The organism is Variovorax sp. UC74_104 (assembly GCF_044055375.1).
Classification (GTDB): domain Bacteria; phylum Pseudomonadota; class Gammaproteobacteria; order Burkholderiales; family Burkholderiaceae_C; genus Variovorax.
In genome coordinates this window covers 683,739-702,306 of sequence record NZ_CP171978.1, presented here as the reverse complement: position 1 = coordinate 702,306, position 18,568 = coordinate 683,739, and the positions used below count along the sequence as shown (strand labels likewise).

Genomic DNA, 18,568 nt, shown 5'->3' with positions numbered 1-18,568 from the left:
TTTGCGCGCCAGCGGAACAGGATGCGCGCTACTGTCGGCTCGCCCGTCAGTAGCGCGCTCTTTCGACGGTGTCGGATGAGACAGAAGCCTGGCGCCTACTTTCAAAAATCCCGCAGTCTGGCCACGCAACGTGAAGGATTCGCGCAGTTCGCGAATGACTGTCAGGGATATCAGCGAAGTTCGCGAAATGCAGAGCGTTCGAAGTCTCGGTACTCGTAGGTCACGGTGTCCATACGTGGGGAGCGGCCTCAGGCTCCGATAAAGCAGGCGGGTTATTCAAAGCAAAACAGGGAGAGGGCAATGAGAAGGAAATGGATTTGGGTAGCGGGTCTCATCGCGTTGCTGGCTGCGTGCAGCCAGGACTCGGAGAACTTGCCAAGGGCGTATGTCAGCTTTCCGGAGAGGATCGACCCCCAGTGTCGCAATGGAAAGGCCCGCGTTTTCGATGAGTGCGGCGATCAGTTGGCTCTTTTCACAGCGGCCTTGGCAAAAGCAAATAGCGAGGGCAAGACTCTGCTCGTGGAATATGGCGCGGAGTGGTGCATCTGGTGCCACGTCTTCGATGCCCATATCAGCGGGGAGCATGGAGAGTTTCGCTATACCTATGGCTTGCCTCGGGATCCAGAAGCCCGGCATACGCAGAAGATGGTCGAGGAGCCCTCAGGCGCCCAAGATGTCCAGGCAAAAGCGCTTCGTGATTTCGTTACCGCAAACTTCGTGGTCGTTCGCATCGACGCGCAATATGCACCGAATGGCAAAGCGGTCCTGATGAGAACTGGCGCGATCAGGCACTATTCTGGCGGCGTTCCATACATATTCACTGTAGACGGAAGCGCAAGATTCGCAGCCGATTTCAACCACGAAACGGCTGAGAGGCGCCGTGATACGGAAGTGAACTGGTACCGGGGCTATGACAGGGTAGACATGCTCCGGCAATTTACCGTCATGCGTGATCGCGCCCGAGCAAATGTTGCGACTGGCACCGGGACCTAGTGTGGTGCGCCGCTCTATTCTGTACTTGTTCCTATGTCTCGCTGCACTCGTAGAAAGCGGTGCGCCCGGTTGATTCAGGACAGGTTCGCCGCACAGGCTCTTAAGCCTCTGTTTGCTGAAAAAAAAGCGGCTGATTTAGCCGCTTTTTTCACTTTCCGTGTCACTCGACAGGAATCGAATTATCACACGTCGATATTCGCCGCCCGAAGCGCGTTCTGCTCGATGAACTCCGCCGCGGTTCCACCTCGTCGCCCATCAGCATCGTGAACACGCGGTCGGCCTCGATCGCGTCGTCGATCTGCACCTTCAGCAGGCGGCGCACGTTCGGGTCCATGGTGGTTTCCCACAGCTGCTCGGGGTTCATCTCGCCCAGGCCCTTGTAGCGCTGGCGCGAGGTGGCGCGTTCGGCTTCGCCGATGAGCCACTTCATGGCCTGGCGGAAGTCGTCGACCTTTTCTTCCTTGGTGCGGTCGCCCTCGCCGCGCTTCACCAGCGCGCCTTCGGGGCTCAGCAGGCCGCGGAAGGTGTTGGCGGCCTCGGCGAGCGCGGCGTAGTCGGCGCCGTGCACGAAGTCCTGCGTGATCACGCTGCTCTTGATGTTGCCGTGGTGGCGGCGGCTGATGCGCAGCAGCGGCTTGTCGGTGCGTGCGTCGAACTCGTGGCTCACCTCGGCCGGCACGCCGGTCGTGTTGAGTTCGCGCAGCTTGGCCTGCAGCGCGACGGCCGAGGCCTCGGCGGCGGGCGTGGTGTCGAGGTCGAGCGCCACGCCGTCGGCAATGGCGCGCAGCGCTTCGGCGTCCATGAAGTTGCGCAGCCGCGCGATGACCGCCTCGGCCACCTGGTGCTTGCGCGCCAGTTCGGCCAGCGTGTCGCCGCTGAGCGTGGTCGAGCCGGCGCCGCCGGTCTCGATGCGCGCGTCCTTCAGCGCCACCTTCAGCAGGAAGGCGTCGAGCGCGGGGCCGTCCTTCAGGTATTGCTCTTCCTTGCCGACCTTGACCTTGTACAGCGGCGGCTGGGCGATGTAGATGTGGCCGCGCTCGACCAGCTCCGGCATCTGCCGGTAGAAGAAGGTCAGCAGCAGCGTGCGGATGTGGGCGCCGTCGACGTCGGCGTCGGTCATGATGATGATGCGGTGGTAGCGCAGCTTGGCGACGTTGAAGTCGTCAGCGCCGCCGCCCGGCGTGCTCGCGCCGGCGCGGCCGATGCCGGTGCCCAGGGCGGTGATCATCGTCAGGATTTCGTTGCTGGTCAGCAGCTTCTCGTAGCGTGCCTTCTCGACGTTCAGGATCTTGCCGCGCAGCGGCAGGATGGCCTGGAACTTACGGTCGCGGCCCTGCTTGGCGGAGCCGCCGGCGGAGTCGCCCTCCACCAGGTAGACCTCGCAAAGCGCCGGGTCCTTTTCCTGGCAGTCGGCCAGCTTGCCGGGCAGGCCCATGCCGTCGAGCACGCCCTTGCGGCGCGTCATTTCGCGGGCCTTGCGCGCGGCCTCGCGGGCGCGGGCGGCCTCGATGATCTTGCCGCAGATGATCTTGGCGTCGTTCGGGCGCTCCTGCAGGTAGTCGGTCAGCAGGCGGCCGACGATGTCTTCCACCGGCGCGCGCACTTCGCTGGACACCAGCTTGTCCTTGGTCTGGCTCGAGAACTTGGGCTCGGGCACCTTCACGCTCAGCACGCAGCACAGGCCTTCGCGCATGTCGTCGCCCGAGACCTCGACCTTGGCCTTCTTGGCCAGCTCGTTCTCCTCGATGTACTTGTTGATGACGCGCGTCATCGCCGCGCGCAGGCCCGTGAGGTGGGTGCCGCCGTCGCGCTGCGGGATGTTGTTGGTGAAGCACAGCACCTGCTCGTTGTAGCCGCTGTTCCACTGCATCGCCACTTCCACGCCGATGTGCGTGCCGGGGATGCCGCCGTAGGTGTCGGCCGGGCGCTCGCCCTCGGCGTAGAACGAGTTCGGGTGCAGGACGGTCTTGCCCTTGTTGATGAACTCGACGAAGCCGCGCACGCCGCCGGCGCCGGAGAAGTCGTCTTCCTTGCCGCTGCGCTCGTCCTTCAGGCGGATGCGCACGCCGTTGTTCAGGAAGCTCAGTTCACGCAGGCGCTTGCTGAGGATCTCGTAGTGGAAGTCCGAGTTCTCCTTGAAGATCTCGGTGTCGGGCAGGAAGTGCACCTCGGTGCCGCGCTTGTCGGTGTCGCCGATGATCTTCATGGGCGAGACCTCGACGCCGTTCACCGTCTCTAGCAGGCGGTTCTGCACGAAGCCGCGGCTGAATTCGAGTTCGTGGATCTTGCCTTCGCGGCGCACCACAAGGCGCAGCATCACGCTCAGCGCGTTCACGCAGCTCACCCCCACGCCGTGCAGGCCGCCCGAGACCTTGTAGCTGTTCTGGTTGAACTTGCCGCCCGCGTGCAGCTCGGTCAGCGCGATCTCGGCGGCCGAGCGCTTGGGCTCGTGCTTGTCGTCCATCTTCACGCCGGTGGGAATGCCGCGGCCGTTGTCGGTGACGGAGATCGAGTTGTCGGTGTGGATGGTCACGACGATGTCGTCGCAATGGCCGGCCAGCGCCTCGTCGATGGAGTTGTCGACCACCTCGAAGACGAGGTGGTGCAGCCCGGTGCCGTCGGAGGTGTCGCCGATGTACATGCCGGGGCGCTTGCGCACGGCCTCAAGCCCTTCGAGGATCGTGATCGAGCCTTCGCCATAGCTGGTGTCGGCGGCCACGGTTTCGATCTCGGGGATGTAGACGGGCTCGGTGTGCGGCACGTCGGGCTTGTTTTCTTCAGCACTCATTCGGATATTCCTCTGTCTCTCACGGCATTCGCGCGTGATTTTTCGGGCTCTCAAAAGCTCAATTCGCCGCCTCTTGAAAGCGCAAACCCGCGGAGGGCCGCGGGTCGTGTGCGCAAGGCGCCGTGTGGTGTGTCTTCTAGATTCGCATCGGCATCACGACGTACTTGAAGGATGCGTTCTCGGGAATGGTCAGCAGCGCCGAACTGTTGGAGTCGGCAAGGTCGATCTTGACCATGTCCTGGTCCATGTTCGACAGCGCGTCGATCAGGTAGGTCACGTTGAAGCCGATCTCGATGGTGTCGCCGCCGTAGTCGATGTCGAGCTCGTCCTGGGCCTCTTCCTGCTCGGCGTTGTTCGACGCGATGCGCAGCGTGCCCGGCTCGATGTTCAGGCGAACGCCCTTGAACTTCTCGCTGGTCAGGATGGCGGTGCGCTGCAGGCTGGCCAGCAGCGGCGCGCGGCCCAGCGTGACGGTGTTCTTGTGGTTCTTCGGGATGACGCGGTTGTAGTCGGGGAACTTGCCCTCGACCAGCTTGGTGACGAACTCCATGCCGCCGAAGCTGAACTTGGCCTGGTTGTTCGCGAACTGCATCTCGATGGCGCCCTCGGCGTCGGACAGGAGGCGCTGCATCTCGAGCACGGTCTTGCGCGGCAGGATCACTTCCTGGCGCGGCACTTCGACGTCGAGCGTGGCGGAAGAGAAGGCCAGGCGGTGGCCGTCGGTGGCGACCAGGCTCAGCTGCTTGCCCTCGGCCACGAAGAGGATGCCGTTGAGGTAGTAGCGGATGTCGTGCACGGCCATCGCGAACGAGACCTGCGAGAGCAGGTCCTTCAGCGTCTTCTGCGGCACGCTGAACACGGGACCGAAGTTGGCGGCTTCCTGCACCAGCGGGAAGTCTTCAGCCGGCAGCGACTGCAGCGTGAAGCGGCTCTTGCCGCCCTTGAGCACCAGCTTGCTCGCGCTCGATTCGAGGCTCACGGTCTGGTCGGCCGGCATGGTGCGCAGGATGTCGATCAGCTTGCGCGCGCCGATGGTGGTGGTGAAGTTGCCTTCGTCGCCGCCGAGCTCTGCGGTGGTGCGGATCTGGATCTCGAGGTCGCTGGTTGTCAGCTGCAGCTGGCCGCCGGTCTTGCGGATCAGCACGTTCGCCAGGATCGGCAATGTGTGACGCCGCTCCACGATGCCCGCGACCGACTGGAGCGCGGCGAGGACCTTGTCCTGGGTTGCCTTCAAAACGATCATGTCTTCTTCCTCTTCCTATCTCTTTGAATCAGCTTGCAGGGCGCCATTCTCCGCTGTCGCGAGGGGCTTCCTGGACGACATCCGATTTCTTTCCGGTCAGCCCTTGAGGGTCTGTTCGAGCACGTGGAGCTGCTGGTTGAGCTCGGTGAGCTGCTGGCGCTCGCCCGAGATCTTGCGCACCGCGTGCAGCACCGTCGTGTGATCGCGCCCGCCGAACAGCTCGCCGATTTCCGGCAGGCTCTTCTGAGTGAGCTCCTTGGCCAGGTACATCGCGATCTGCCGCGGCCGCGCGATGCTGGCCGGGCGTTTCTTGCTGTACATGTCGGCGACCTTGATCTTGTAGTAGTCGGCCACCGTCTTCTGGATATTCTCGACGGAGATCTGCCGGTTTTGGATCGACAGCAGGTCGCGCAGCGCCTCGCGCGCCAGGGCGATCGAGATCTCCTTCTGGTTGAAGCGCGAGTAGGCGAGGATCTTGCGCAGCGCGCCTTCGAGCTCGCGCACGTTGGAGCGCACGTTCTTGGCGACGAAGAAGGCGACTTCTTCCGGCATCTCGGCCGATTCGGCGCGCGCCTTGTTGATCAGGATGGCCACGCGCATCTCGAGCTCGGGCGGCTCGATGGCGACCGTGAGCCCGGAATCGAAGCGCGAGACCAGGCGCTCGTGGATGTCGGCCAGCCCCTTCGGATAGGTGTCGCTGGTCATCACGATGTGCGACTTCTTGGCCAGCAGGGCCTCGAACGCATTGAAGAATTCTTCCTGCGTCCGGTCCTTGTTGGCGAAGAACTGCACGTCGTCGATCAGCAGCAGATCGAGCGAGTGGTAGCGCTCCTTGAACTCATCGAAGGTCTTGCGCTGATAGGCCTTGACCACATCCGAGACGAACTGCTCGGCGTGGATGTAGAGAACTTTGGAGTCCGGCTTGTCGGCCAGCAGCCGGTTACCCACAGCATGCATCAGGTGGGTCTTGCCCAGGCCGACGCCGCCGTAGATGAAAAGAGGGTTGTAAAGATGCCCCGGCATGCCGGCAACGTGCATCGCCGCGGCGCGTGCCATGCGGTTGGCCGTGCCCTCGACCAGGGTGTCGAAGGTGAGGCCCGAATTCAGGCGGTTCTTGAAGCCGGCGGCCGCCGGCTCCTCGCCCGGGCCGGCCACGTCGCGCGGCACGTCCGTTTCAGTCATGACGGCCACGGGCGCAGCACGCACGGGGATTTCACGAGGAGCAAGCGCTAACTCGATGGCGACCGGCTGGCCGTACATCTTCTCCGCCATGGCGGCGATCTTGCCGGCGTACTGGGCACGGATCCAGTCGAGCTTGAACCGGTTGGCGACGAACACCGTCATGCGCGACAGGTCGTCGGCGACCTGTGCCGTCAGGGGTTTGATCCAGGTGTTGAACTGCTGCTCGGACAGCTCCTGCGCGAGCTGGTCGACGCAGGCTTGCCAGAGGCTCTCGCCGATGCCGTCAGTCGACATGGGCGTAGGAAAAAGTGATGAAACCCTCGGGCATTTTTTGGTATAGGTATTGTGGATATTCTCTGCTGGAAGGCGCCCGGCATTCTAACTTGTCAAAACCTTATCCACACGCTGCCCGGCACTTCGAAAGGCCCGCAAATCCGCTCGAAGATTGTTCCCGGAGCCAATGTTTGCGATAATTGCGGGTTTCCCTGAAAACCTCTTTGCGTCTTTCGGGGGTCATCCGAAACACGCTCGCCCGGCGCCCCGCAGGTACTTCAGGCTTTCGAACACGAAAGCGCGAAGGGCCAGCGCGAACAGGGAATTAGGAAATCACCATGAAACGCACCTACCAAGCATCCAAAGTCCGCCGCGCCCGTACCCACGGCTTCCTGGTCCGCATGAAGACCCGCGGCGGCCGCGCCGTCATCAACGCACGCCGCGCCAAGGGCCGCAAGCGCCTGGCCGTCTGACGGCAACCCGCCTGCCGTTGCCAGCAGCCGGCTCGTCAGCGCCCACTCCGACAGCCAGCGCGCCTGGCCCGAACAGGCGCGACGCAAGCGGCCCGGCTTCCATGCAGCGGCTCAAGACCCGCGCGCAATTCCAGGCCGTCCTCGCAGGTGCCACCGTGGCGCGCACTGCTCATTTCGCATTGCACCGCTGTGCGCTCGATCTCGCATCGAGCGCACAGCCGTTGTTCGCGTCCGACGACGTCTGGCTGGGCGCCATGGTGCCCAAGCGCTGGGCGCGCCGCGCGGTCACGCGCAACGCCATCAAGCGCCAGATCTACGCCGTGAGCGCCGCTCCCGGCGTCGCCTTGCCACGTGCTGCGCACGTGGTGCGGCTGCGCGCGGGCTTCGACCGCAAGGAGTTCGTGAGCGCTTCCTCGGACAAGCTCAAGGCCGCCGTGCGCGCCGAGCTCCAGCAATTGCTCGCACGGGCCGCGCGCACCCCCGCGGCGCCGGCTCCGGCCCCTTCTGCGGCACCCTCCTCCTCGCCATGAAACGCGTGCTGATCGGCATCGTGAAGGCCTACCGCCTGCTGCTGAGCCCCTGGCTTGGCCAGTCGTGCCGCTTCACGCCGAGCTGCTCCGTGTATTCGATCGAGGCGCTGGAAGTGCACGGCGCGCTCAAGGGCAGCTACCTCACCCTGCACCGCATCGCGCGCTGCCAGCCCTGGTGCCAGGGCGGCCACGATCCGGTCCCGCCGAAATCGCAGCGTCGCACTGACAGGTCAGGATCGCTGTTTTCGTCTCTTCTCTCTTCCGACAAGAAGTCTTCGTCATGAACGATATCCGCCGCACGATACTGTGGGTGATTTTTGGTTTCTCGCTGGTGCTGCTGTGGGACCAATGGCAGGTCTTCAACGGCAACAAGCCGACCTTCCTGCCGTCGACCAAGCCGGCCGCCACGGCCGCCGCCCCCGCCAATGGCACCCCCGCGGCCAACAACGGCGTGCCGACCGCGTCGGGCGCTACCAGCGGCAACGCTGGCGCCGTTCCCACGCAGCCTGTTGCCGCCACGCCGCGCGAGCAGGTCAAGGTGACCACCGACCTGTTCAAGGCCACCATCGACAGCGAAGGCGCCACGGTCAACTACCTCGAGCTGCTGAAGTACGACGAGGCCGACCGCACCAAGCACGTGGTGCTGTTCGAGAACGGCTCGCCCGCCACCCGCTACGTCGCGCAGACGGGCCTGCTCAACCAGGTCGACACCGGTGAGCGCTACCCCAACCACCTGACGCAGATGACGCCGAAGGCCGGCCCGCGCGAGATGGCCGACGGCCAGAACACGCTCGAGGTGAGCTTCGAAAGCGCCCCCGTCGGCGGCCTGAAGTACGTCAAGACCTATGTGTTCCACCGCGGCGACTACGTCATCGGCGTGCGCCACGAAGTGGTCAACACCACCGACCAGCCGCGCGACGCGCAGCTGTACCTGCAGCTGCTGCGCCATGGCACTGTGGCCGCCGGCACCATGTTCGGCACCAACACCTTCACCGGCCCGGCCGCGTACACCAACGAGAAGAAGTTCCACAAGCTCGACTTCAAGGACATCGCCAAGGGCAAGATCGAACCGCCGCCGCCAGCCAACGACGGCTGGATCGCGATGGTGCAGCACTACTTTGCATCGGCCTGGCTGCTCAAGGGTGACCCGGCCAGCGAACAGCTGCGCCGCGAGTTCCGGGTGAAGGACCTGGGCGACAACCAGTTCTCCATCGCCATGGTGGCCACGCTGCCGAAGATCGCTCCGGGTGCCACACAGGTCGTGAACAGTGCGCTGTTCGCAGGCCCTGAAGAAGAAAAGAAGCTCGAAGCCATCGCTCCGGGCCTGGACCTGGTGAAGGACTACGGCATCTTCGCGATCATCTCCAAGCCGCTGTACTGGCTGCTCACCCAGCTGCACGGCCTCCTGGGCAACTGGGGCTGGTCGATCGTGGCGCTGGTGGTGCTGCTGAAGGCGGCCTTCTACTGGCTCAACGCCAAGGCCTACGCCAGCATGGCCAAGATGAAGGCCATCAACCCCAAGATCATGGAAATGCGCGAGCGGCTGAAGGACAAGCCGCAGGAAATGCAGCAGGAAATGATGCGGATCTACAAGACCGAGAAGGTCAATCCGATGGGCGGCTGCTTCCCCATCGTGATCCAGATCCCGGTGTTCATCGCGCTGTACTGGGTGCTGCTGTCGTCGGTCGAGATGCGCCATGCACCCTGGATCGGCTGGATCACCGACCTGTCGGCACCCGACCCCTGGTACATCCTGCCGATCGTGATGACGGCCACCTCGCTGTTCCAGACCTGGCTCAACCCGACGCCGCCCGATCCGATGCAGGCCAAGCTGATGTGGATCATGCCGCTCGCCTTCAGCGTGATGTTCATCTTCTTCCCGGCCGGCCTGGTGCTGTACTGGATCACGAACAACGTGCTGTCGATCGCGCAGCAGTGGTTCATCAACAAGCGGCTGGGCGTGCTCGGCACCAAGTGACGGCGGCAGTAGCCGCACGGCACTCCAGCCATCCCACGAAGGGCCGCGTCAGCGGCCCTTTTGCTGAAAGAATCCGCACCACCATGCTCGCCCGCACCTCCGATCCCATCGTCGCCATCGCCACCGCCTCGGGGCGCGGCGCGGTCGGCATCGTGCGCGTGTCGGCCGCCAGGCTGGCCCCGCTGGTCGACGCGATCTGCGGCCGCGCGCTCAAGCCGCGCGAGGCCACCTACCTGCCGTTTCGCGACGCGGAGGGCGAACCGGTCGACCACGGCCTGGCCATCCACTTTCCCTCGCCGAACTCCTTCACCGGTGAGGACGTGCTTGAACTGCAGGCCCACGGCGGATCGGTCGTGCTGCAGCTGCTGCTGGCGCGCTGCCTGGAGGCGGCGGCCGAGCCCGACCCGGTCACCGGCCGCCCTCGCCTGCCCGGCCTGCGCGTGGCCGAGCCCGGCGAGTTCAGCCAGCGGGCCTTCCTCAACGGCAAGATCGACCTGACTCAGGCCGAAGCCATCGCCGACCTGATCGACGCCAGCACCGAGGCCGCCGCGCGCAGCGCCGGGCGCTCGCTGTCGGGCGCCTTCTCGCGCGAGATCCACACGCTGCGCGATGCGCTGATCCACCTGCGCATGCTGGTGGAGGCCACGCTCGACTTTCCCGAGGAGGAGATCGACTTCCTGCAGAAGGCCGACGCCGCCGGGCAGCTGGCGAAGCTGCAGTCGCAGCTTTCCGCCGTGCAGCAGCGCGCGCGTCAGGGCGCCCTGCTGCGCGAGGGCATCAAGGTCGTGATCGCGGGGCAGCCCAACGCGGGCAAGAGTTCGCTGCTCAACGCGCTGGCCGGCGCGGAGCTGGCCATCGTGAGCGCTGTGGCGGGCACCACGCGCGACGTGGTCTCGCAGACCATCCAGATCCACGGCGTGCCGCTGCACGTGGCCGACACCGCCGGTCTGCGCGAGAGCAGCGACGAGGTCGAGCAGATCGGCGTGGCGCGCGCCTGGGGGCAGATCGAGAGCGCCGACGCGGTGCTGTTCCTGCACGACCTGACGCGCGCGGACCAGCCCGACTACGCCGCCGCCGACGCGGAGATCCTGGCCGGCCTGCAGCGCAAGCTGCCCGCGAGCGTGCCGGTGCTCGACGTCTGGAACAAGCAGGACGCGGCGCCCGAGGCCCACCCCGCGCAGGGCATCGCCCTTTCCGCCAAGACCGGCCTGGGCATCGAGGCCCTGCGCGAGCAGCTGCTGGCCATGGCCGGCTGGCAGGCCGTGCCAGAGGGCGTGTACCTCGCGCGTGCGCGCCACGTGCAGGCGCTGGCGCGTGTCGAGACGCACCTGGCGCTGGCCGCCGACCACCTCGCGGCGCAGGCGCAACGGCTCGACCTGCTGGCCGAGGAGCTGCGCCTGGCGCAGAACGCCCTGAACGAGATCACGGGCGAGTTCGGCGCCGACGACCTGCTGGGCGTCATCTTCTCGCGCTTCTGCATTGGTAAATAGCCACAGATGGCGGCGGCCAGCCACCAAAAAACGTAAACAGTTGTAGCGAAATAACATGGCCATGGCGGATACTTCAGCCCACATGCGGGGGTCGAAAAAAACATGTCCATCCAGAACCTGAGCCGCGCCATCGCGGAGAACATCAACACCGACGCGTTCGCGTTGACGTTCAACGTCCAGCAGTGGGAAACGCTGGCGGGTTACCTGCAGCCGATCGACACCGGCGTGGGCGACGTGCTGATCGAACAGGGCACGCCCGACCGCTCGGTGTTCTTCGTCGAGAGCGGCGCCATCAGCGTGCACCGCGTCAGCAGCAAGGAGCAGATGAAGCTGGCCGTGCTCACCGCGGGTTCGGTGGTCGGCGAAGGCTCTTTCTTCTCGCGGCAGCCGCATTCGGCCAACGTGGTGGTCACCGGCGCGGGCCGCGTGTGGCGGCTCACCGCAATCCGCTTCGCAGAGATGAGCAACCGCCAGCCCAACATGGCGCTGGAGATCGCGATGGCGCTGGGCGCCGTGATCGCCAAGCGCATGGCGCACCGTTCCAAGCGCGTCGCGGTGACCTGAGCAGGAAACCTCCTTTCCCGCCCGCCGCCGGATCGATCCTGCGGATGCAGGCCAGCCACCTCCGTCCAAGACCCCCGAAAAACAAGAAGTAGTCAGCAAGCAATCCATGGCCTCGATCTGTCCGGTCTGCAGCACGGAGAACCGTGACGGCGCGAATTTCTGCAGGAGCTGCGGCATCAAGCTGTCCGCCGCGGGCGACCGGATCCCGCCGCCGCCGACTCCCGAACGCGAATGGGCCACCACCGCACCCGCCCAGCTGCGCGCGCCGACCATTCCGGCGCCGCTCGAAGAGCTCTCGCCGGCACCGCCGCCGGCGCGCCAGTCGTTCTTCTTCAGCAGGTCGCCGGCCTCCGCGCCGCGGCGCGACGACGAGCAGACCGTCTTCATGCTGCACGACGACGGCTTGCCGCATTCGCCCGCCTCGTCCGATTCACCTGATTCGCCTGCCTCGCCGCCCGGGCTCGAATCGAGCTGGGCCATGGCGCCCGAAAGAACGAAACGGCCCCGCCGGGTCAGGATGCGGCGGCCCGCGTCGGTCGAACGCTCGCCGCGCTGGCGCGTCGTCCTGCCGTGGCTGGTCCTGCTGCTGGTGGCGGTGGCGATGATCGTCGCGGGCTGGTACGGCTACGGCACGCGAAAAGCGCCCGCCGCCGTCGAAGAGTCCGCGCCGGCCATTGAGCCGGCCGCTCCCGCGGTCGCACCGCCGCCGCCGGCCGAGCCGCCGCCTCCCGCGCCGGAGGCCCCCGCCGCCGCGGCGGATCCCCAGGCGGCCGACCAGGCAAGCACGATCCCGCCCGCCGCGGAAGCCGCGCCGGCTCCGGCGCCCAAGCCTGCCGTCAAGTCGCGCAAGCAGGCGACCCCCGCCGCACAACCTTCGCCGGCCGCGCCCGAAGCCGCGCCCCAGGCCGCCGCTGCCCCCCCGCCGCCGGCACCGGCCGCCCCGGCCGAGCCTGCGGCCATGTGCGGTGACCGCAACTTCATCGCCAGGGCCCAATGCATGGCGGCGCAGTGCCTGAAGCCCGAGTACAAGGCTCACGCGCAGTGCGAGGCGGTGCGCCGCCAGCAGCGTCTCGAAGAGGAAAAGCGCAATCCGACGCTGATCAACTGAGGGGGGACAGGCGCGAGAGCGCCCGCCCGCCCGCTCCCCGATCAGCCCTTCTGCAGCCGCTCGACCGCCATCGCCAGGGCGGCCGGCTTGCCCGACAGCACCAGCGTGTCGCCGTCCGACAGCACCGTGTCGTCGGCCAGCGCGCGCGGCTGGCCGTCCTGCCGGCGCAGGCTGGCGACGCGCACGCCCAGCGTGTGCAGCGCCAGCCGCTCCAGCGTCTGGCCGACCGCCCTCGCGCGAGCGTCGAGCGTGAAGCTGTTGAGCCGCTCGTGGTCGATCTCGTCGGCGTTGTCGTCGTCGGCGCCGTGGAAGTAGCCGCGCAGCAGGTTGTAGCGGGCGTCGCGCTGGTCCTGCACCACGCGGATCACGCGCCGCATCGGCACGCCGACCAGCGCCAGTGCATGGCTCGCGAGCATCAGCGAACCCTCGATGGCCTCGGGCACCACCTCCGTCGCGCCGGCGGCCTGCAGCTTCTCGAGGTCGTGGTCGTCCTGCGTGCGCACGATCACCGGCACGTGCGGCGCATGGGCGCGCGTGTTGGCGAGCACCTTCATCGCGCCGGGCACGTCGAGGTAGGTCACGACCACCGCGCTGGCCCGCGCCAGGCCCGCGGCCATCAGCGCCTGCAGCCGCGCCGCGTCGCCGAACACCACCGAGTCGCCGGCGGCGGCGGCCTGGCGCACGCGGTCGGGGTCGAGGTCGAGCGCCATGTACGGGATGCCCTCGCGCTCCAGGATGCGCGCCAGGTTCTGGCCGCAGCGCCCGTAGCCGCAGATGATCACGTGCTGCGCCGTGTTGATGGTCTTGCGCGCGATGGTCGTCATCTGCAGCGACTGCTGCAGCCAGTCGCTGGCCACGAGCTTTCGCACGATGGCGTTGCTGTACATGATGATGAAGGGCGTTGCCAGCATCGACAGCACCATCGACGCCAGCACCGGGTTGGCCAGCCACGGCGGCAGCAGGCTGCGCTCCTGCGCCAGCGTCAGCAGTACGAAGCCGAACTCGCCGGCCTGCGCCAGGTAGAGGCCGGTGCGCAGCGACACGCCCGAAGTGGCGCCCAGCACCTTCGCCAGCACCGTCACCAGCCCCAGCTTGAAGGCCAGCGGCACCAGCAGCAGCACGCCCACCAGCAGCCAGCGCTCGACCACGATGTGCCAGTCGAGCGACATGCCCACGGTGATGAAGAACAGCCCGAGCAGCACGTCGTGGAAGGGGCGGATGTCGGTCTCGACCTGGTGCTTGTATTCGGTCTCCGACACCAGCATGCCCGCGATGAAGGCGCCAAGCGCCAGGCTCAGGCCGGCCAGCTCGGTGAGCCAGGCAAGCCCCAGCGTGATCAGCAGCACGTTCAGGATGAACAGCTCCTCGCTGCGCCGCCGCGCCACCAGCGTGAGCCACCAGCGCATCACGCGCGGGCCGCCGTACAGCAGCACGCCGATCAGGAAGCTCGCCTTCAGCAGCGCCAGGCCCAGCGCCTTGGCCAGTGCCTCGGGCGGCGCGCCCAGGGCGGGGATCAGCACCAGCAGCGGCACCACCGCCAGGTCCTGGAACAGCAGCACGCCCATCACGCGCTTGCCGTGCTCGCTCTCCAGTTCGAGCCGCTCGGCCATCAGCTTGACCACGATGGCCGTGCTGCTCATGGTGAGCGCGCCCGACAGCGCCAGCGCCGTCTGCCAGCCCAGGTGCCATGCCGGCGGCAGCATCCGTGCCATCAGCAGCGCGCCGACGGTGGCGAGGGCCATGGTCAGCAGCACCTGCAGCATGCCCAGGCCGAACACGTGCTTTCGCATTGCGCGCAGCTTGGGCAGGCTGAACTCCAGCCCGATCACGAACATCAGGAACACCACGCCGAACTCGCCCAGGTGCTGGATGCCCTCGGTGTTCTGGGCCAGCGCGAAGGCATGCGGCCCGATCAGCACGCCGGCCGAGAGGTAGCCGAGCATCGGCGGCAGCTTGAGGGAGCGGCACGCCACCACGCCGATCACCGCGGCCAGCAAGTACAACAGCGTGAGATCGAACGAAGACATAGGCGCCGATGCTAGAGCAAGAGCCATGCGCGGCGCCTCAGGGAGGACACCCGGAGGCGCCCCGGGAGCCGCGGGGGCAAGCCGCGGGCCCGTAAAATCCGGCGATGAGCTCCCGTCCCGCCCCGGCCCCCGTGGTCGATCCCGAAGCCATCCTCGCTCGGGCACGCCTCACCTTCGACATCGAAGCCGAAGCCGTCTCCGGCCTGAAGAACCGCGTCGGCCCCAGCTTCGTCGAGGCCGTGCGCAAGATCCTCGAGGTGCGCGGCCGCGTGGTCGTGATGGGCATGGGCAAGAGCGGGCACGTCGGCCGCAAGATCGCCGCCACCCTCGCCTCCACCGGTACGCCCGCGATGTTCGTGCATCCGGCCGAGGCCAGCCACGGCGACCTCGGCATGATCAAGGCGGTCGACCTGGTGCTCGCCATCTCCAACAGCGGCGAGGTCGACGAGCTCACCGTCATCCTGCCGGTCGTCAAGCGCCAGGGCGTGCCCCTGATCGCCATGACCGGCCGCCCCGAATCCACCCTCGCCCGCCACGCCGACATCGTGATCGACGCGGGCGTGTCCAAGGAAGCCTGCCCGCTCAACCTCGCCCCCACCGCCAGCACCACCGCCCAGATGGCGATGGGCGATGCGCTGGCCGTGGCGCTGCTCGACGCGCGCGGCTTCGGCTCGGAAGACTTCGCGCGCTCGCACCCGGGCGGCGCGCTCGGGCGCAAGCTGCTCACCCATGTGAGCGACGTCATGCGCTCGGACGAAGACGTGCCGCGCGTGACGCCCGACGCCGGCATCGGCGAGCTGATGCGCGCCATGAGCAACAAGGGCTTCGGCGCTGCGGCGGTGGTCGCGCCCGACGGCCGCGCGCTCGGCATCTTCACCGACGGCGACCTGCGCCGCCTGATCGAGGCCGGCGCCGACCTGCGCAGTCCGAAGGCGGCCGAGGTGATGCACCACAACCCGCGCACCATCCGCGTCGACGCGCTGGCGGTGGAGGCGGCCGAGCTCATGGAGCAGTGCGGCATCACGCGGCTGTTCGTGATCGACGGCACGGGGGTGGTCGTCGGCGCCATCAACACCAACGACCTGATGCGCGCGAAGGTCATCTGATGCCGCTCGAGTTCCAGGCCGAGACATTGCTCGCCGCGCAGGACGTGCGCATCGTCTTCTTCGACATCGACGGCGTCCTGACCGATGGCGGCGTGTACTTCACCGAGCACGGCGAGACGCTCAAGCGCTTCAGCATCCTCGACGGCTACGGCCTGAAGCTGCTGCGCAAGGCGGGCATCGTGCCGGCGGTGATCACCGGGCGCGACTCCAAGCCGCTGCGCGTGCGCCTGGAGGCGCTGGGCATCGAGCACGTGCGCTATGGCACCGAAGACAAGCTCCCCGCCGCACAGGCCATGCTCGACCAGCTCGGCTTCGGCTGGGCGCAGGCCGCGGCCATCGGCGACGACTGGCCCGACCTGCCGGTGCTCCTGCGCGTGGGCTTCCCGGCGGCGCCGGCCAATGCCCACGCGGAAGTGCGCGGCATTGCGCGCTACGTGACCAAGGCGCGCGGCGGCGAAGGCGCGGCGCGCGAGTTCTGCGACCTGCTGCTCACGGCCTGCGGCCAATACCGCGTCATGCTCGACGCTGCGAAGGGACCGGGCGCATGAGCGGCATGAAACGCGCATGGAACACGCTACGCGACGGTCTCGACCGCGCCACCATCTACCTGCCGATCATCCTGACGGCCGCCGTCGCGCTCGGCACCTACTGGCTGGTGCGCAACGCGCCCAAGCTGCTGGAGCCCGCACCCAAGGTCGCGCCCACGCACGAGCCCGACTACTTCATGCGCGACTTCGTCATCAAGAACTTCCTGCCCAACGGCGATCTGCGCAGCGAGCTGCACGGCGTCGAGGGCCGGCACTACCCCGACACCGACACCATCGAGATCGACAAGGTGCGCATGCGTTCGGTGTCGCCCGAGGGGCTCGTGACGCGCGGCACCGCCGACCGCGGGCTGTCGAATTCCGACGGCAGCGAAGTGCAGCTGTTCGGCAACGCGATCGTCATTCGCGATCCTTCCGTGGCGCCGAACGGCAAGCCCACGCCGCGCCTCGAATTCCGCGGCGACTTCCTGCACGCCTACGTCGACACCGAGCGCGTCACGTCGAACAAGCCGGTCACGCTCATCCGCGGCACCGACCAGTTCACTGGCGACACGCTCGACTACGACAACCTGAGTGGCGTGGCCAACCTCAACGGCCGGGTGCGCGGCGTGCTGATTCCGTCGGCGGCAGCGGCTGCTCCCGCGCCGGCGAAGAAGCGCTGAACGGGCATCTCGGCATGGCAAACACTTCTCCGCTCGTCTTCATCACCGGCGCCTCCAGCGGCATCGGCCAGGCCCTGGCCGCCAGCTTCCACGACGCGGGCTACCGGCTGGCGCTGGTCGCGCGGCGCACGCAGGAGATCGAATCGTGGGCGAGCGCCCGCCAGCTGGGCGCCGACCGCTGGCGCGTCTACGGCGCGGACGTGGCGCAGACCGACAGCATCGTCGCCGCCGGCAAGGCCTGCATCGAGCAGCAGGGGCTGCCCGACGTGGTGATCGCCAACGCCGGCATCAGCGTGGGCATCGATACCGCCGAGCGCGAGGACATCGACGTGATGGCGCGCACCTTCGCGACCAACAACGTGGGCCTGATGGCCACCTTCCATCCCTTCGTGTCGGCGATGGTCCGGCGCGGCAGCGGGCGGCTGGTGGGCATCGGCAGCGTGGCTTCGATCCGCGGGCTGCCGGGGCACGGCGCCTATTGCGCGAGCAAGGCCGGCGTGGTGGCGTACTGCGAGAGCCTGCGTGGCGAACTGCACAACAGCGGCGTCAAGGTCGTCACCCTCTGCCCGGGCTATATCGACACGCCGCTCACGCAGGGCAACCGCTACGGCATGCCCTTTCTCATGAAGGCGGAGGACTTCGCCGCCCAGGCGCTGCGCGCCATCGAGGCCGGCACCAGCTATCGCGTGATTCCCTGGCAGATGGGCGTGGTCGCGAAGATCATGCGCATGCTTCCCAACGCCGTGCTCGACCGGGCCGTGCAGGGGCGCGAACGCAAGAAGCGAAGCGGCGAAGCCTGAGCGCCGGCTGCGGCTGGATCGACCAATCAATGAAAAAGCTCCCGAAGGAGCCTTTTTCTATATGTGCTTTTCTGGAGTGTGCAGGGTTCAGTAGCCGCTGTTGCCGCCGCCGTAACCACCGCCGCCACCGCCCGAACGGCCACCGCCGCCGCCACGGGGACCAGCGCCGTAGGGGCTGCGGAAACCGCCATCGCCACCACCGCCGCCGCCACCACTGCGGCCACCGCCGCCGTAGCCACCACCACCGCCGGAGCGACCGCCACCACCGTAGCCGCCACCACCGCCGCCGCCGTAGCCACCGCCACCACCGCCGCCATAACCACCACCGCCGCCGCCGTAGCCGCCACCACCGCTGCGCGGGGGACGTGCTTCCATCGGGCGTGCTTCGTTGACGACGACGCTGCGGCCACCCAGGGGCTGGCCGTTCATGCCGTTGATTGCAGCCTGTGCTTCCGCGTCGCTGCCCATCTCGACGAAGCCGAAGCCCTTCGAGCGGCCGGTGTCGCGTTCCATCATGACCTTGGCGCTGGTCACGGCGCCGAACTGCCCGAAGGCCTGTTCGAGATCTCCGTCGCGCACCGAGTAAGGCAGGTTGCCGACGTACAGTTTGTTGCCCATCAAGGGACTCCTATAAACACATCAAGAAAAGCGATGGAGTCCCGAAAGCATCACTCAAACGAGAGCGTCGAGTCGCGCGAAACTGACCGATCACCGAACTGCCTCCCGACCAAATTGAAGAGGGAGGCTCGTGCATTATGGGTGAAATATCCGAATTGCAAGCGGGAATTTGCTTCCTGAGGTAGCAC

At 66.9% G+C, this 18,568-nt stretch carries 17 protein-coding genes; 12 read left to right on the top strand and 5 right to left on the bottom strand.

The features are described 5' to 3' along the window. Positions 1–300: 300 nt before the first annotated feature. Positions 301–993 (top strand): hypothetical protein, encoded by a 693-nt coding sequence (locus tag ACHMXA_RS03435; RefSeq protein ID WP_395318474.1) that lies wholly within the window; start codon positions 301–303, stop codon positions 991–993. Between the two features lie 160 nt (positions 994–1,153). Here ACHMXA_RS03435 and gyrB read toward each other — a convergent pair whose 3' ends face one another. The 3 genes from gyrB to dnaA form a co-directional block, all read right to left on the bottom strand. Continuing rightward, positions 1,154–3,781, bottom strand: a complete 2,628-nt coding sequence (gene gyrB / locus ACHMXA_RS03430; protein ID WP_395318472.1) for a DNA topoisomerase (ATP-hydrolyzing) subunit B — start codon at positions 3,779–3,781, stop codon at positions 1,154–1,156. Between the two features lie 136 nt (positions 3,782–3,917). Continuing rightward, the gene (gene dnaN / locus ACHMXA_RS03425; RefSeq protein ID WP_126020843.1) at positions 3,918–5,024 is read right to left on the bottom strand and encodes a DNA polymerase III subunit beta; all 1,107 of its coding nucleotides are present in this window, start codon (positions 5,022–5,024) and stop codon (positions 3,918–3,920) included. Positions 5,025–5,120: 96 nt separating this feature from the next. Continuing rightward, the gene (gene dnaA, locus ACHMXA_RS03420; protein ID WP_126020845.1) at positions 5,121–6,500 is read right to left on the bottom strand and encodes a chromosomal replication initiator protein DnaA; all 1,380 of its coding nucleotides are present in this window, start codon (positions 6,498–6,500) and stop codon (positions 5,121–5,123) included. A 317-nt stretch (positions 6,501–6,817) separates the two neighbouring features. Between dnaA and rpmH the strand changes: the two genes are divergently transcribed. The 7 genes from rpmH (at position 6,818) to ACHMXA_RS03385 (ending at position 12,622) form a co-directional block, all read left to right on the top strand. Next, positions 6,818–6,952 carry a 50S ribosomal protein L34 gene (rpmH, locus tag ACHMXA_RS03415; protein WP_007834827.1) on the top strand — a complete coding sequence of 45 codons (135 nt, stop codon included), beginning with the start codon at positions 6,818–6,820 and terminating at the stop codon, positions 6,950–6,952. A gap of 101 nt (positions 6,953–7,053) precedes the next feature. Next, the gene (locus tag ACHMXA_RS03410; protein WP_176665389.1) at positions 7,054–7,482 is read left to right on the top strand and encodes a ribonuclease P protein component; all 429 of its coding nucleotides are present in this window, start codon (positions 7,054–7,056) and stop codon (positions 7,480–7,482) included. Next, the gene (gene yidD / locus ACHMXA_RS03405) at positions 7,479–7,766 is read left to right on the top strand and encodes a membrane protein insertion efficiency factor YidD (RefSeq protein WP_176665388.1); all 288 of its coding nucleotides are present in this window, start codon (positions 7,479–7,481) and stop codon (positions 7,764–7,766) included. The genes ACHMXA_RS03410 and yidD overlap by 4 nt, the downstream gene beginning before the upstream one ends. Then, positions 7,763–9,460 carry a membrane protein insertase YidC gene (gene yidC / locus ACHMXA_RS03400; RefSeq protein WP_395318466.1) on the top strand — a complete coding sequence of 566 codons (1,698 nt, stop codon included), beginning with the start codon at positions 7,763–7,765 and terminating at the stop codon, positions 9,458–9,460. The genes yidD and yidC overlap by 4 nt, the downstream gene beginning before the upstream one ends. An 83-nt stretch (positions 9,461–9,543) precedes the next feature. Continuing rightward, complete coding sequence (mnmE, locus tag ACHMXA_RS03395) at positions 9,544–10,950, top strand: tRNA uridine-5-carboxymethylaminomethyl(34) synthesis GTPase MnmE (RefSeq protein ID WP_395318464.1); 1,407 nt, start codon at positions 9,544–9,546, stop codon at positions 10,948–10,950. 102 nt (positions 10,951–11,052) lie between these two features. After that, positions 11,053–11,514: a Crp/Fnr family transcriptional regulator gene (locus tag ACHMXA_RS03390; protein WP_176665385.1), complete on the top strand. Its 462-nt coding sequence runs from the start codon at positions 11,053–11,055 to the stop codon at positions 11,512–11,514. A 106-nt stretch (positions 11,515–11,620) separates the two neighbouring features. After that, positions 11,621–12,622, top strand: a complete 1,002-nt coding sequence (locus tag ACHMXA_RS03385) for a zinc ribbon domain-containing protein (RefSeq protein WP_395318461.1) — start codon at positions 11,621–11,623, stop codon at positions 12,620–12,622. 41 nt (positions 12,623–12,663) lie between these two features. On the opposite strand, the gene ACHMXA_RS03380 is transcribed toward ACHMXA_RS03385, so the two are convergent. After that, positions 12,664–14,649 (bottom strand): monovalent cation:proton antiporter-2 (CPA2) family protein, encoded by a 1,986-nt coding sequence (locus ACHMXA_RS03380; RefSeq protein ID WP_395318459.1) that lies wholly within the window; start codon positions 14,647–14,649, stop codon positions 12,664–12,666. Between the two features lie 104 nt (positions 14,650–14,753). On the opposite strand from ACHMXA_RS03380, the gene ACHMXA_RS03375 reads away from it, so the two are divergent. Genes ACHMXA_RS03375 through ACHMXA_RS03360 form a run of 4 tightly spaced genes read left to right on the top strand, consistent with a single transcriptional unit; the run spans position 14,754 to position 17,762 of the window. Further along, the gene (locus ACHMXA_RS03375) at positions 14,754–15,755 is read left to right on the top strand and encodes an SIS domain-containing protein (RefSeq protein ID WP_395318457.1); all 1,002 of its coding nucleotides are present in this window, start codon (positions 14,754–14,756) and stop codon (positions 15,753–15,755) included. Further along, on the top strand, positions 15,755–16,303 hold the full coding sequence (locus tag ACHMXA_RS03370) for an HAD family hydrolase (protein ID WP_176665381.1): 549 nt from the start codon (positions 15,755–15,757) through the stop codon (positions 16,301–16,303). Before ACHMXA_RS03375 ends, ACHMXA_RS03370 begins: the two co-directional genes overlap by 1 nt. Further along, positions 16,300–16,962, top strand: a complete 663-nt coding sequence (lptC, locus tag ACHMXA_RS03365) for an LPS export ABC transporter periplasmic protein LptC (RefSeq protein WP_176665380.1) — start codon at positions 16,300–16,302, stop codon at positions 16,960–16,962. The genes ACHMXA_RS03370 and lptC overlap by 4 nt, the downstream gene beginning before the upstream one ends. A 14-nt stretch (positions 16,963–16,976) precedes the next feature. Then, positions 16,977–17,762: an SDR family oxidoreductase gene (locus tag ACHMXA_RS03360; protein ID WP_176665379.1), complete on the top strand. Its 786-nt coding sequence runs from the start codon at positions 16,977–16,979 to the stop codon at positions 17,760–17,762. An 87-nt stretch (positions 17,763–17,849) separates the two neighbouring features. Here ACHMXA_RS03360 and ACHMXA_RS03355 read toward each other — a convergent pair whose 3' ends face one another. Beyond that, entirely contained in the window at positions 17,850–18,380 is a 531-nt protein-coding gene (locus ACHMXA_RS03355; RefSeq protein WP_176665378.1) for an RNA-binding protein, read from the bottom strand. Positions 18,381–18,568 lie beyond the last annotated feature (188 nt).